This is a genomic window from Verrucosispora sp. WMMA2121 (genome assembly GCF_027460185.1).
Taxonomy (GTDB): domain Bacteria; phylum Actinomycetota; class Actinomycetes; order Mycobacteriales; family Micromonosporaceae; genus Micromonospora; species Micromonospora palythoicola.
This window is the reverse complement of the sequence record NZ_JAPZBH010000006.1, coordinates 4474145-4488784: the sequence shown is the minus strand read 5'-3', so window position 1 is coordinate 4488784 and position 14640 is coordinate 4474145. Positions and strand designations below refer to the sequence as shown.

At 73.2% G+C, this 14640-nt stretch carries 9 protein-coding genes; 2 read left to right on the top strand and 7 right to left on the bottom strand.

The window, feature by feature from the left end:
- Window positions 1–20: 20 nt before the first annotated feature.
- From O7605_RS28995 to O7605_RS28980, 4 genes are all read right to left on the bottom strand, one after another.
- On the bottom strand, window positions 21–851 hold the full coding sequence (locus tag O7605_RS28995) for an SAM-dependent methyltransferase (protein ID WP_269742145.1): 831 nt from the start codon (window positions 849–851) through the stop codon (window positions 21–23).
- A 170-nt stretch (window positions 852–1021) separates the two neighbouring features.
- Window positions 1022–2311 (bottom strand): hypothetical protein, encoded by a 1290-nt coding sequence (locus O7605_RS28990; protein ID WP_269742144.1) that lies wholly within the window; start codon window positions 2309–2311, stop codon window positions 1022–1024.
- Window positions 2287–2934 carry a hypothetical protein gene (locus tag O7605_RS28985; RefSeq protein WP_269742143.1) on the bottom strand — a complete coding sequence of 216 codons (648 nt, stop codon included), beginning with the start codon at window positions 2932–2934 and terminating at the stop codon, window positions 2287–2289. Before O7605_RS28985 ends, O7605_RS28990 begins: the two co-directional genes overlap by 25 nt.
- A complete protein-coding gene (locus tag O7605_RS28980; protein WP_269742142.1) occupies window positions 2931–7301 on the bottom strand; it encodes an FtsK/SpoIIIE domain-containing protein in 4371 nt (1456 codons plus the stop codon). Before O7605_RS28980 ends, O7605_RS28985 begins: the two co-directional genes overlap by 4 nt.
- 92 nt (window positions 7302–7393) lie before the next feature.
- On the opposite strand from O7605_RS28980, the gene O7605_RS28975 reads away from it, so the two are divergent.
- Together O7605_RS28975 and O7605_RS28970 are read left to right on the top strand one after the other, a co-directional pair.
- Window positions 7394–8092 carry an RNA polymerase sigma factor gene (locus tag O7605_RS28975; protein WP_269742141.1) on the top strand — a complete coding sequence of 233 codons (699 nt, stop codon included), beginning with the start codon at window positions 7394–7396 and terminating at the stop codon, window positions 8090–8092.
- A complete protein-coding gene (locus tag O7605_RS28970; RefSeq protein ID WP_269742140.1) occupies window positions 8089–8949 on the top strand; it encodes an anti-sigma factor in 861 nt (286 codons plus the stop codon). Before O7605_RS28975 ends, O7605_RS28970 begins: the two co-directional genes overlap by 4 nt.
- Before the next feature lie 66 nt (window positions 8950–9015).
- Here the strand turns inward: O7605_RS28970 and O7605_RS28965 are convergent, their stop codons facing one another.
- The 3 genes from O7605_RS28965 to O7605_RS28955 form a co-directional block, all read right to left on the bottom strand.
- Window positions 9016–9399 carry a hypothetical protein gene (locus tag O7605_RS28965; RefSeq protein ID WP_269742139.1) on the bottom strand — a complete coding sequence of 128 codons (384 nt, stop codon included), beginning with the start codon at window positions 9397–9399 and terminating at the stop codon, window positions 9016–9018.
- Window positions 9400–9483: 84 nt separating this feature from the next.
- Window positions 9484–9984, bottom strand: coding sequence for a hypothetical protein (locus tag O7605_RS28960; RefSeq protein WP_269742138.1), 501 nt, complete (start codon window positions 9982–9984; stop codon window positions 9484–9486).
- Between the two features lie 90 nt (window positions 9985–10074).
- Window positions 10075–14601, bottom strand: coding sequence for a hypothetical protein (locus tag O7605_RS28955; RefSeq protein WP_269742137.1), 4527 nt, complete (start codon window positions 14599–14601; stop codon window positions 10075–10077).
- Window positions 14602–14640 lie beyond the last annotated feature (39 nt).

Here is a 14640-nt window from a genome sequence, read left to right as displayed (position 1 = left end):
CGATGACGACCGGCGGCCGTCTACGGTTTGCGGGCAAGTAGCCCGACGAAGGTGTGGTAGGTGTCGGTCTGCTTCGGCGCGGGCGTGTCCGGATCCGGACGCCACTCGGCCAGCGGCACCAGCCCCGGCTCCAGCAGCGTCAGCCCGTCGGCGAAGGAGAGGATCTCCTCGTCGGTACGCCAGCGACCGGTACCCAGCGACTCGTTGAAGACCCGCTCGACCTCGCGGGCCTTACGGGAGCCTTCCGGATCCCGCTCACCCGGATCACGGAAGTGTGAGATCGCCACGTAGCTGCCCGACGGCAGCGCGTCGATCAGCTCGGCCGACACCGCCCGCGGCTGCTCGTCGTCGCCGAGATGGTGCAGGATCGCGAAGAGCAGCAGCCCGATCGGCCGGTCGAGGTCGAGGAACCGACCGACGTCCGGATGGCCGAGGATCTCCTGCGGTCGACGGATGTCGGCCTGGATCACCGTGGCCCGGCCTTCCGCGGCGAGCAGCGCCCGCCCGTGCGTCAGCACGATCGGGTCGTTGTCCACGTAGACCACCCGGGCGCTCGGGTTGTGCTCGGCGGCGACCTCGTGCACGTTACCCTGGGTGGGCAGCCCCGACCCGATGTCGAGGAACTGGTCGATGCCGGCCTCGGTGGCGAGGAAGCGGATCACCCGGCGCAGGAAGGCCCGGTTCGCCTGGCCGGCGGCGGGTCCGTCGGGAGTGATCCGCAAGGCGTGCTCGGCGACCTTCCGGTCGACCTCGAAGTTGTCCTTACCGCCCAGAAAGTAGTCGTAGACCCGGGCCACGCTGGGAACGGTGAGGTCGATTCCGGGGGGTGCGGCCTCGTCGCGGGTCACCATGGCATCTCCATCCGAATCTGATCGACGCACCGGTTTCCGTGGGCGGCGTCGGACCTTGGTGGGAAGTGTAGCGATCGGACGGTGTGGATCGTCGCCCCGCTGGTATCGCTCCCACCAGACCGGCCCCGCGACCAGGCAGCATGCCGAACGGCGGAGCCCGGCACCCACTGTCAGCCGGTCAGCACCAGGGCGTGTGGCGTGACGGCGATCGTGGCGGCCACGGCGCTGCCGACCCGTACCGTCGCCTGTGGTGCCTCGACGAGGGTCAACGCCGAGCGTGCCACGCCCTTCGAGGCGGTCAGGATCTGTTTGCCGCCCACCTCGACACCGCCGGTGGCCTCGCCCGTGGCGGTCACGGTCACCAGCGCCGCGGCGATGCGGTCCACCGGAACGTCCGCGAGCGAATCCGTGGTGCCCAGGGTGACCTCGACGTCGGACCGTGCACCGACGCGTACCGGCTCGGGCGCCTGTGGCGCAACGGGCACCACCAGGCCCTCGGTGGACTCGGGTGCGCCCGCGCCGGTGACGTAGCCGACCAGGTCGGCCCGCAGCTCCGTACCCGCTTCGTACCGCAGGTGAACGGACCCGTCACGCACCGGAACGACCATGAGCCCGCTGCGGGTGCGGTCGCTGCCGCTGGTGGCCGACCAGTAGACGGCCTGGTTCAGGTCGCCGGCGCGTGTCCCCGCGGCGACGTACCCGCCGTTCGACCCGACGTCGGCGGAGACCTGCAGGATCACCGCCGAGATCGGGCCCGCGTCGGCGAGTGGTCGAATCTTGGCGAGCGGGATTCTGGCCTTCTTCCCGTCGGTCCGCGGCACCAGGGTCACCACCCGGGTGGGGGGCACCGCCACGATGCGTCCGGCGTCGGAGCGTTGTGCCGGTTCGAACACACCGACCAGACGTACCAGCAGATCGCCGCCGCCGGAGGTGCTGGCCCGCAGGTCGCCGTCGGGGGCGAGGTGCGTGACCACGGTGGCGGACAGTTGTGCGCCGGCCTTCGGTGCCCGCAACACGACCGTCCGGTCGGTGCCCTGGCCGACGGTGACCTCGCCCGGGCCCTTGGCGTTCAGGATCGAGACCTCGACAAGCACCACACGGGTGTCGGCGGCCGTCTCGGGCATCGGCACCGTAACGTCCACGCCGGCGGGCAGCGAGCCGACCTCGCGCGAGTCGAGCAGCACCCGGGGCCGTACCGGGACCAGGCGCGCGGAGCCGGCGACCGTCCGGTCCGTGGGAGCTGCCGAGGCGTCGCCGAACGAACGGGCGTCGAGTGCGGTCGCCGGGACGGTCCCGGGCTCGCCGACCCAGGCGCTCACCGCGTACCTCGAGCCCACCAGCACGGTAGCGGAGGTGAGGACCCAGGCCAGCGCGATGATGAGCCATCGGGCCACCGGTGACAGGGGCCGCCGCTCGCCGGTGGCGACGGTGACCTTCACACCTTTCGTCGGGATACGCATGGCGTCTCCTCCGTCTGCTGCTCGCGCTCACCGGACGCGCTCACGCGCTGCACCGCCCACCCGGTCTCCGCTGTGCTGCTGTCCCATTGTCCGGCATCACTGCCTGCGTCGTCACGGTCTGTCGGCCGGTCCCCGCGTCCGGGACTGTCCAGCTCGGCGAAGGTGCTGAGGGCCGCGGCCGTCGCCCACCCGGGCGCCTCCTGCGCGATCGCTCCGACGAGTCGTCGGTCGACGGTTATCCCGACCCGCAGACCGACGTCGCTCCGCAGGCGGGCGAGCTGCGCCGGTGCCCGCACCGCGGTCGGTAGGAATCCCGCGCGGGCGAGCAGCGCGGCGAACTCCGGCCGCGACGTCGTCGGTCCGTCCGGAGCGTGCCGACCGCCGGCTCCACCCGGATCGCCGGGCTGACCGGGTACGTCCACGATGGCCGTCGGGCACCAGCGGGGCAGGCCGAGTTGCCGCCGTGCCCGGGTCAGCCGCCGCGACAGCGGCCTCGCCCTCGTCGGGCTGCCGGCGACCTCGGCGACCGCGGCCAGCCGCACCGGATCGTCGCGGACCACCGCGACCACGACACCGTGCGCGGTCAGGCACACCCCCACCCCGTACGCCGATCGACTGCTCATCGTGCCTCCCCGGCGAACACCCCGACCGGCACGGCCAGCCGTGCGCCCGGTGACGGCGGGGCCACGAAGGCGACCTGGACCTGGGCGAGCCCGCCGGCCTCCACCAGATAGCCGCGTCCCGGCAGCGGCCGGGGCGGGGCCTCGCGCGGCAGCCGCACCCGGAGCACCTCGCCGTCGTCCGGCGCCGGGCGTAGCAGCAGTCCGGTCCGCGACATGGTGACCGCCCGCTGCCAGGGTTGCATGCCGCGGAAGGCATCGGGCCGGCCGGCGACGACAACGTGGACGCCGGCCGGTAGGCCCGGCAGCAGCCGGTCCAGGGCCGGCCCGGCGTCGGGCAGCGACTCGATCCCGTCGACCAGCAGAAGTGCCCGTCCCGTGCTCGGCTGGCTGGTCAACCCGCTGAAGGAGCCGCTCACCTCGGTGCCCTGGGTGCCGGTCCAGGCGTCCGGGTCGGCGGCCACCACGAGTACGCGGGCGTCGGGTGCGCTGGCGCGGGCGGCGGTGGCGAGCAGCCGGAGCGTACCTGTGCGACCGCTGCCGGCGGGACCAGCCACCACCGCGTGCATGCCCGGGCCGAGCGCGAGCGTGGCGACGCTGAGGTCGCGGTAGTGCCGGCCGATGCCGAGCCGCCAGACCGCTCCGCCCGCCGCGGACGAGGACAGCACCTCACCGGCGGGCACCAGTTCGGGCAGCACCGTGACGGTGGGCGCGGGAACCGCGTCCGGATAGTCGGCGACGACCCGGGCCACCGCGTCGGCGAGCGCCCCCGGCCGGACGTCGCAGTGCCGCCCGATCTGGACCTCGCGCCGGGTCTGCAGGTCGATGGCCCGCAGGCCGGTCAGCTCGGGCACATCCCGGGCACGCAGACCCAGCCCCGTGTACGAGTTGGCGTCGGCCAGGCGTAGACACAGCTTCGTGGGCAGTTGGGCGAGCACCCGACCGGGTACGCCGCGGTCGTGCGACGCCGAGATGAGCAGCCGGATCCCGACGGGTGCGCCGTCGCGCAGCAGCCGCTCCAGTCGTGCGCCGACCTCACCGACGCCGGTCCGTTCGGCCCCTTCGACAAGCGCGTCCCAGCCGGCCACCACGAGCAGGACGTCGGGTGAGGCCGCCCGGCTCACCCGCCGGCGGGCGATCTCGGCATCCATCTGGTCGAGTACCCGGGCGAGGCGCTCGCTGTCGTCGACGCCTACCGCCGCGCTCACGTGCGGCAGGCCGGCCAGCGCCCCCAGGCCGGTGCCGAGTCCCTCCAGCACGAAGATCCGCTGCCGGTCGGGGGCGCGGTGGCGGGCGAGGGAGAGGCAGGCGGTGGCGAGCACCGCGCCGGTGGCGGTCGCGTCGGCACCGAGCACCAACGTCCCACCCGCCTCGGGCGCCCAGCACCACACGTCGGAGCGTTGTTCGTCGGGCAGGTCCACCAGGCCGAGCGGAACCGGAAGCGGACCATCCGCGGTGGCGACGACGTCGGCGGCCAGGCACCAGGCGTCCACCTGCTGCGGCAGCGGTGGCGGGCAGGGCACCCGCGGCCGGGGGTAACCACCCAGCTCGGCGGCCTGCGTCAGCACGCTCACCAACTTTTCGAGATCTGTCGGCACCCCGTCGGGCTGGTCCTCCCGCACGTCCGTCACCTGCTCGGTCAGCAGTGCGAACGGGGCGAACTCGATGCGTGCGCGTGGTCCTCGTCGAGTCGCTGCGGACACCAACGCGGTCTGCACCCCGACCACCTCGCCGGCGCCGAGCCGGACGTAGGCGCGGCCCGGCCGGTGCCGGTCGATGTCGGCCGCCTGCCGGGTGCCCAGCACGTCACGGGAGTCCGCCTCGTCCTGGACGCGCAACGCCACCCGCAGGTTCGTGTTGGCCCGGATCTTGCCGTCCACCACGCCCTGCGGTCGCTGGGTCGCGAGCAGCAGGTGGATGCCGAGACTGCGACCCCGCTGCGCCACGTCGACCAGCGCGCCGAGGAAGCCGGGCAGTTCCACCGCGAGCGTGGCGAACTCGTCGATCACGATGAGCAGCCGCGGCAGCGGCGGGTCTGGAGCCACCAGGTCATCGATGTCGCTGACGCCGGCTTCGCGCAGGCGTCGCTCCCGGTGCCGCAGCTCGGCCCGTAGGCAGCGCAGCGCCCGCGCGGCGAGGTGTTCGTCGAGATCGGTGACCAGCCCGACGGTGTGCGGCAGCGCGGCGCAGGCGTCGAAGGCGCCGCCGCCCTTGAAGTCGACGAGCAGGAAGGTGAGCGCGTCCGGCGAGTGCGCGCACGCCAGCGAGGCCACCACCGTACGCAGGAACTCGCTCTTGCCCGCGCCCGTGGTGCCCACCACCAGACCGTGCGGTCCGTCGCGGTGCAGGTCCACGGTCAGCGGGCCATGTTCGGTGAGCCCGATGGTGGCCTGCATCCCGCAGGTGCCGCGTCGCCACCACTCACCCACCGACAGCGGGTCGAGTTCCTCGACCGGCTGTCCCAGCCCGTCGGGGCCCGACATCACGGTCCGCAGCAGGTCCACCAGGCGGGCGTGGGACGGCAGCATGGCCGCCGCGACCGCCTGCTCCGGGTCGGTCCAGCGGGCCAGCGCCCGGGACGCCGGAGCGCAGACCTGGTCGGCGGCCCGCACCGCGAGCAGGCCCGGCGTCCGCTCGCCGGTGACCGCGTCGGTCAGGTCGGCGGTGCCGTCCGGCGCCAGTTCGAGGAAGCACTGGCACACCGAGGGCAGGCGTTCGGTGTGTCCGCTCACCACAAGTGTCCGGCCGCTGCCGCGGGCGAGCCGGCCCAGCATCGACGCGACGCGCCCGGTCACCAGGTCGTCGCCGTCGACCACGACGACGGTGTGCGTGGCACCGGTCCGCTCCGTGCCGGCCCCACCCGCGATGAGTGCGGTGCGCGACGGCGGTGCGGTGTCGGCGGCCAGCCGGGTGAGTAGTTGTTCGGTGGTGGCCGGGTCGGCGGCGACCCGCAGCGTCCCGTCGTCACCGCTGAGGTGCGGCAGCCACTTCAGCCAGTCCCAGCGGGCCAGCCGGTCCGGCTGCACGACCAGAGCCACCGCCAGGTCGGCCGGTCCGTGCCGGGTGACCAGATCCAGCACGACCGCGGCGGCGGCGCGGTGCGCGGCGGTGCCCACGACGCCCAGTCCGGTGCGGTCACGCAGGTTGACGTGGATCGGTACGTCCGGCAACCGGGACCGTTCGGCGAGCGCCTCGCCCAGCTCCGGTCGGCCGGTCAGTTCCTCGGTGCCGCGGCGGCCCAGCTCCGGAAACCAGGGTCGGGCACCCACGCCGATGACCACCCGCAGCTCGTCCGCGTCGCCCGGGCGCACCTCCCACAGCCCTCGACCCGACACCGCCCGGCGCACCAGGCCGGCCAGCCCCGGGTAGGCCGCGCGGGCCGCTGCCGCCACGGCGGTGCGGGTGGCGTCCAGGTCGGTGCCGAACCGCTGGACGGCCGCTTCCGACTCCCGGGCCAACCGGATCGTGTCCTTCTTGGCGCGATGCCGGGACTCGACCCAGCGGGCCAGCGCCATCAACGGCGTCATGGCGACCATGACCAGGAAGAACGGACTGAACACGAAGGCCATCACCACGCCGATGGGCAGCGGCGCGATGAGCAGCAGCCAGGACAGCGGCGCGGGGGTGGCGACCGGTGCCGGCGCGGCCGGCACCGGTACCTGCTCGGCCGGCGCGGTGGTGGCCACTCGGGGCGTACGAATCAGCGGCTCGCGACCCCCCGGGGCCTCGCCGGTCCACGGTGCGGGCCACGGTGGGGGCGAGGGCACCTCGGCCGGGGGCGCCACCCGGAAGGCGGTGTCGCCGAGCCGGAGGTAGCTGCCGTCGTGCAGATCGGCGTCGGACTCGTCGGTGAGGTCGCGTCCGTCGACCCGTACGGGGCACCCGTCGTCGACGGCGGTGACCCGCACCTGGTCGGTCGTCTCGATGTGCACCAACGCTCGGGTCACGGTGCCGAAATCCAGCCCGGCCGGTCGGCGGCGTCCGATCGCGAACGTGCCGTGGTCGAGTGCGATGCTCTGGCCACTGTCGGGCCCGGCCACCCGGCTCAGCTCGACGACGGGCCGCCCAATCGGCCCGCCGCCCGACGGGTCGGCCGGCGTACCCGGTGCGGTCGGCCGCACGCTCAGCTCCGAACCGGCCCACAGCGGCAGGTCCGCGAGCCGGGTGGCACCGGGAACCTCCGTGCCGTCCACCTCGATGGTCAGCTCACCGGCGGCGACCCGGGCGGTGAGCGGTCCGGCCAGGTGGTCGAGCAGGTCGCCGACGGTGACGTCCGGGGCGGCCGTGACCAGGCGGACGTCCCGGGTGCGCGACCCTGGGCCGGCCGGGTCGTGGGCCGGCTGCTCTTCGATGCGGACGCTGAGCCTCATGACCATCGTTCGCCGCCGGACCCGCCGACGGTTCCCGTCGGCGCGAGATTCGGCAGATTCACGTGGCGCGATCGGTTGCGTATCGTGGATCGGTGGCCGAGAGATCTGCGCCGGGTGCGACAGCCGTGTCCGGCTCGTCGGCGGAACCACCGGAACCGGGGGACGGGCGGCGCGAGCTGCCGCCCGCCGTACTCGTGCGGTTCCGGGCGGGGGATGCCGATGCGCTCGGCGAGGTCTACGACCGTTATTCGCGTTCGGTGTGGGCGGTCGCCATGACGGTCACCCGCGCCGACCACCTCGCGCAGGAAGCGCTCCAGGAGACGTTCATCCGGGCGTGGAGGTCCGCGTCGACGTACGACCCGGAGCGGGATCTCGGTCCGTGGCTGTTGACCATCGCGCGGTACACGGCGCTCGACCTGATCCGCCGTGAGCTGCGTCCCACCCGGGGTGGCCACGAGGCCGAGCAGGACGCGGTGGTGGAGGCACCCGACCTGGACGTGGCATGGTTGTCCTGGACGGTGCAGGAGGCGTTGCGTCAGCTCGCCGAGCACGAGCGGGAGATCATCCGGCTGTCGTTCTTCGACGACCTGACCCACGCGCAGATCGCCCAACGGCTGGACCTACCACTGGGCACGGTCAAGTCGCGCTCGCACCGGGCGCACCGGCGGCTGGCCGAACTGCTCGCCCACGTGCGGGATCCCCCGCCGCTGGGCGACGGCGCGAACCAGAGCGGCACCGCAGGACGAACGACAATCGGTACCGCCGGCAGCGAGGGGAGGAGCGACGGGTGAGCACCGCAGCAGAGACCGACGGGGGCGCAGACGAGCAGTTCGTGGACCTGCTGGCCGGGCACCTCGATCGGCACGCGAGGCGCACCCCCGGACGGAAGAAGGTGGCGGCGCAGAGCCCCGACCCGGCCCTGCTGGCCGCCGTGGTCACCGAGTTGCGCGCCGAGACCACCTGGGCGTCCGGTCCACCGCCGGCACTCCGGGACAGCATCCTCAGCCGGGTACGGGCGCACGCCGCCGAGCGGCCCGTCGCCGAACCGATGCCCGAGCCGCGTTCCGCGCCGGAGCCGCGGGCCGTGCCCGAGGCGGTGCCCGCGCCGGAGCCGCCGGCCGCGCCCGGGCCGCCGACGGGCGGCGCGGCCACCCCGGTAGCCCCTGCGGATCCCGGCCCGAGGTGGTGGCAACCGGCGTGGTGGCGTCCCCGGATGGGCCGGCTCACCTGGGCGCTGCCCGCCGCCGCCCTCGGTGCCGCGGTGTTCACCGCTGGTGTGCTGGCGGTCGACCGGATGCTCGACCCGCAGCCGCACGCCGACGTCTACGCCGCCGCCGGTACGGACCTGGCCCCGGAGGCGCGGGGCAAGGTGTCCGTCGTGGACACTCCGTCGGGGGCATCCATCGTGCTGGAGCCGGTGGGTCTGCCCGCGGCGGCCCCGGGCTCCTACTACGCGGCGTGGCTCAAGGGACCGCGCGGCACCGTACCGATCGGTTCCTTCCACGAGCGCCGCAGCGGCGTGCCCATCGAGCTGTGGAGTGGGGTGGACATCGCCGACTACACCACCTTCAGCGTCACCCTCCAGACGGAGGGAGCGCCGCCGGCCCCGTCCGGCCTGGTGGTGATGACGGCGGCACTGGACTCCTGACCCCAGCAGGCTGGCGCGGTCCACCGCTACCGGTGACCGCGCCAGCGGGACAGCTCCGCCGCTCGTTCAAATGTTGGCCCACACCGGTGGTGCCGGCGGCGGCTGGGGTGCCGGGGGCGGATCGCCCGGCTCGGGCAGCCCTTGCCGGTCCCGCAACTCGGCGCGGTACTCCTCGTACGCGGCGGTGTAGTCACGTTCGGCCGCCGTGGCCTCGCGACAGGTCTCCGCACGCTCCCGGCAGGTGACGGCGAGCTGGGTCAGCTCCGTGGCGACCTGGTCGAGGATGGTGGCCGCGGCGTCCAGCTCGTCGGTCACGATGTCGGTCAACTGACCACCGATCATGGAGCCCGCGCCGATCGCCGCCCGCGCCGGCTCCATGAGCGTGCCGGCCATCTGGGCTGCCGCGTCCAGGACGCTCGCCGCGGCCTCGTAGTCCTCCGCGAATGGCACTTCGACGCTCCCTTCCGGTGCCGGTCACTGCGCGGGGCCGGGGCGTCAAGACCAACCCCGGCCCCCGGCACGGCGACCCACCACTCAGACCCGGGTGATCCCGGTGTTCATGATCTCGTCGAGCTGGACGGCCTGCGCGTCCATCGCCTGGCCCAGCGATCCGGCCGACTCGCCGGCCGCCACCGCGACGGCGTTGAACTGGGTGGCCACCTCGTTCAGTTCGCCACCGAGGCGGGCGAGGTCGGCCCGGAAGGTCTCGAAGATCTCCTGGACGCGTACCGTCGTCTCGTTGACCCGTGCGTCGAGCTCCACGCCGACCTCCTCGGCCTGGGCCCGGTTGGCGCCGGTCCACTGGACGCCGCCGAAGCTCGTGGTAACCGAGCGGGACTCCTGGCTGACCGCCATCAGCGCCGAGACCACGGCGGTCTGGGCGTTGGTGATCTGCTCCTGGAGGCCGGCGACCGCACTGTCCGTCGTCGAGACGACGTTGCCACCACAGGCGGCGAGGCTGTCACCGAGGCTGCGGTACGCGATGGCGTGCTGCTGGATCTGGGCGACGTCGCCGCCGAGCATTCCGACGTTCATGGCTGCTTCCTCCCGATGTGTTCTTCCCGGGCGACCGGTGTCGCCTCGGTCGTCTGCATTCGCCGCCGGGCACCGTTTCGGTTCCCTGGCTCACCAGTCTGACCAGCCGTCGTCGGCATCCAGGTCCAGCGGCGCGAACTCGTCGTCGCTGATGGCGATCCCAGGCACCGACTCCAGCTGCGGATCCCAGATCAACGTGTCGAACGCCGGTCCCAGCAGCGTCGGCGCACCGTCGTCGTAGGTTGTCGAGGGCTGGGTCTGGGCCCAGAAGTCGTCGTCGAGCCCGAAGTCCACGGTGGTGCCCTCGGGTGCCCCCAGTCCGATCATGGTGTCGTAGGCGGTGTGGTACAGGTCGGGCAGTTCGTGCTCGGAGATGTCGTCCCAGCCGGCCCGGTCCGTCGCTGTCACGGTGCCGTAGCGGTAGAGGTCGTCCGGTGGCGGCACGTACGCCCGGCCGGAGTCGACGGAGAAGCCGTCCGGCAGGCCACTGTGGAGATCGAGGTCGAGGTCGCTCCCGGGCCGGACGTCCGGGGCCGGGAAACCGGGCCGGTCGGCGAACGCGGGGTCGAACGGTGACCGGAACTCGTCGCGTACGTCGAAGGCCAGCAGGCTGCCTGGCGGCGCCTGCTGTGCGACGAGCACGTCCGCGGTGGACACACCGGCGAGTTCGGCGATGCGTTCCACCGCGAGGTCGCCGCTGACCGGGTACTTGACGCTGACCAGCGCGCCCGCGCCGGTGGCCAAGCCGTCGGCGAAATCGCTCTGCTCGGCGAGCCGGAACCCGTCGCTGTTGGCCCGGAACCCGACGGCGCCGATGAAGGGGATGTTCACCGCGGCCATCCCGTCGAGGGCGACGGTGGGTAGCCGCAGGTCCAGGATCGGGCCGAGATTCACCTCGCCGGCGATCGAGGTGACCAGGCCGTGGTGGCCGGCCTGGTAGGAGATGCCGGCGATGCCGCCGATGGTGAGACCGTCCACCGGGGCCGTGTCATTGTCGATCAGGAGCACACCGTTGCGGACCCCCACGTAGACCGACTCGGACGCCCGGTGAGGCTCCTGCGCGGAGGCGCCCCAGCCCACGATGTTGAGGATCGACTCCTTGGTCCGCGCGCCGCCGTCGAGGACGTGGTTGGCGACGAACGCCGGGTTCTGCGGCGCCGCCCAGACGAAGGACGGGTCGCCGGCCGGCGGCACGAACAACTGCCCGATGGGATGCAACGGTGGCTCGACCGGCAGCGGGACGTGGAACGGCGATTCCGCGCCACGACCGAGACCGTCGGGAAGGTTGATCCGGCCCGGCTCCTCCGACGTGCTGGCGGTGGCGGTGAGGAGCAGGTCGCCGGTGGGACCGCCGAGCAGCGACGCACCGGCCAGACTGGCCAGGCGCGTCCCACCACCGATGGCCGAGTCGTCCAGTTCGTCGAGCCGGCTCTGCGGCATGTCCTCGGGACGGTCGAGGAAGAAGAGCAGGTAACCGCCGGGGAGCTGCTTGAGCCGTCCCGGGGCTGGGGCCATGCCACCCGGGACGCTCATCGCGCCGGGTGTCGAATCCGGCCCCAGTCCACTGTCGCCGCCGTACACGGTGCCATCGGGACCCACGACCGTCGCACCTGGCGGAATGAACTGCATTCCCGGCTGCAGCGGTATCGGAGTCGTCGAGCCGGGCAACGTCATGGTCGGCTGCCCGGCGGCGGGACCACCGGTGGCCTGTGCCAGGACGAACCCACCGCCGAGCGTGTCTGCTCCGGCCCCGCCCGCCAGGGTGCTCTCCCCGGCCCCGCCCGCCAGGGTGCTGATTGCCGGGGCGCCGCTCGGTGGAGTCGTCCCAGCCGATCCTGGCAGTGCGCCGAACGTCGTGGGCGCCGCGGACGTCGTGGTCGCGCCGGCAGACAGGACGAGCGACTCGCCCCCGGTGGCGGGACCGCCGGCTACGCCGGTCGGTCTCAGCGCGTCGAGCACGTCGCGGAGCCGCTGCAGCACGACCGGGGCGGCCAGCTTCGGGTCGACGCCCCGGAACACGCCTTCCAGCACCACACCCACCTCGGCGACGCGTTGCGCGATCACGGCCGCGTCCGGCCCGGCCGGCGGCGCGGTGCGGATGATCCGCAGTGCCTGGGCGAGTGCCTGGCCGGCGGCGAACGGACGCCCCGCGTCGACCGCGGCGACGGCCTGTGCCAGGTTCGCCGCGATCCCGGTGCCTTTCGCCAGGTCGGCCAGGTCGGTACGGGTCTTGAGGTCGAAGTCGAACGCCGTTCCGGCGACGGTTTTCGGGTCACCGAGGACACCCCTGGGGTTCAGCAGTGCCGCGGCCCCGGCGGAGACCACCGAGAGGCCGTTGCCGAACGCGGCCAGCGCGTCGCCTCGGTCGAGAGCCTGGATCACGCCGGCTGCCGGGGTCACGAGACGGGCGACGTCCCGTACGGACGTACCGAGCCGCACCAGGTCGAGTGCGAGGTTCCGGTCGATCAGGTCGAGGCTCGCCAGCAGTGGTCCGCCGTTGCCCAGGACGCTGCCGGCGGCGCCGAGCCCCGCGGTTATCGCACCGACCACCGTCTTCGCCTGGGACGCCTGGAACACCGAGGCACCGATGTCGAAGGCGCGTTTGGCGTTGCGCAGCACGTCGAGGGTGGTGCCGGCGTCGAAGAGACCGCCTGCGATGCTGCTCTGCCCCACCAGCTTCGCCGCCCCGGCCGCCGTACCCAGCAGGTCGGCGCCGGCGGTGAAGGCGGACAGGCCCGCGCCGATGGCGCCCAGCCAGTTGCCGTCGATGGCGTGGCTCACCGCCTCCACCGCGTTGGCCGCCAGGGTGGCGATCCCGACGGCCTGTAGGCCGGGTACGACGAGACCGGCGACCCCGAGCGCGATCTTGCCGATCTGGAAGATCGCCTTGAACGGGTTGTCCTTCCAGGCGGTCACGATGGCCTTGCCGATCGACTTGACGGTGTCGAAGACCCGGGACAGGAAACCCTTCTTCTTCTTTTTCCGCCGGCTGATGTCGGTCAGCACCCCGAGGTCGTCGAAGGTGATGGTGAGCTTGTGTTTGCCGAGGTCCTGACTGCGGCCACCGGGGATGCCCCACTGACGGGCGAGGATCAGGAACTCGGGGCTGCGCTCGACGGCGTCCCGGCTGCGCATCCGGAGCCGACCCCGGCCGAGTGTGTCCACGACGTTGCCACCCACCACGGCGGTCAGCTCACGTTCGGTGAGCGCCGGTGCTCCGACGACGGCCAGCGACCGGAAGGCCGCGACCACCCGATTGACGCGTTCGCGCAACCGCGGCCCGTCGGCCGCGCCGCGCAGGTAGCTCAGCGCGCCCACGAACTGGGCCTGGACGGTCGGCGACTGGGCCATCGAGCGGGGGATCTGACTCGCGACCAGCGCGAAGAGCTGCTGCTGGACCGGCTGGGTCAGCTCGACGGGTGTCGCGCTGCCCAGATCGACCCCGGCGGCGGTCATCGCCTGGTCCACGAGCCCGGCCAGGCCGACGGTGTACGACTCGTCGATGGCCCCTGCCGCGCGGCCGAACCGCAGGACGACGTCGATGCCCGCCTCGTTGAAGAACGCCGTCGGTTCGGTGTCGCCCTCGAAGCCGGTGGGCAGCAGCGCGCTCTGCACCATCCGGTTGGCGCGCAGGAACGCCACCGCCGCCGCGAACCGGGCCGCCGGGGTCGCCGCCGCGGCACCGGGGTCGGTCCAGCCGACCCGTGCGGCGAAGGTCAGGGTCTGCTCGAGTTGCGTGTCATCGGGCGCGGTGGTGTCCCGGCCCACGAGGTGGGCGGGCAGCCAGTCGGCGATCGCCGCGAACTCGATCTCGGCGGCGGTGATCTTCGCGGCCAGCTCTGCCGGTGCGGTCTCGGCGGTGGCGAAGTCGTGCGTGGCCAGCACGTCGCCCAGTCGCGGCAGGTCGGCCGCGCGGGCGAGACGGTGGTCCAGCTCGACGGTGCCGGCGACCCAGTCCAGCAGTCGCTGCGGGTCGGCCAACACGTCGTCGACAGTTCGTCCGTCGGACCAGAAGTCCTGCCAGAACACCTCGGTGGTGCGTTGCTCGGCCCGAGGCCGGAACAGGCCGAGGAAGCCGCGACCGGCCTGCTCCCCGTCCGGCGGCGGCACCGGCGGTCCGACGTGTTCGATGCCCAGCGCGAGGGCCAGCACTCGCAGGTCGGGAAGCAGCTCGGCGGGAAGGTCGGGTCGCTGTCCGGCCAGCAGCGCCGGCACCAGGACCGGCGACAGGCGAGCGAGCGCCGCGTCGAGCGCCGCGTTCCTGCCGGTCGGGGCGAGGCCGACGAGGAAGGCTCGTAGATCCCGGGGGCCGGCGAATCCGAGCAGCGCACCGAGCACACTGCCGAGTTCGGCGGTGGTCGCACCGAGGCCGGTGGCCACCCCCCGGGGGTCTGTCGCGAACTGCTCGGCGAGGTCGGCCTTGTCGATGACCCCGGCGCCGAGGGTGGCGAATCCGTCCTGGACGAGGGCGAGCTGCAGAGGTGCCTGGCTGGTCAACTCGGCGAGGTTGAGCGCGCCGACGACCTGGCGCCGTACCGCTTCCGCGCGGGTCGCGGTGTCGCGTAGCACCCCGCCCAGCGTCCGTGCACCCTGACTGTCGATACCGACGTACGCCATCGTCCGGCTCCTTCCCCCAACGCGTCCCCAGGCGAGGGT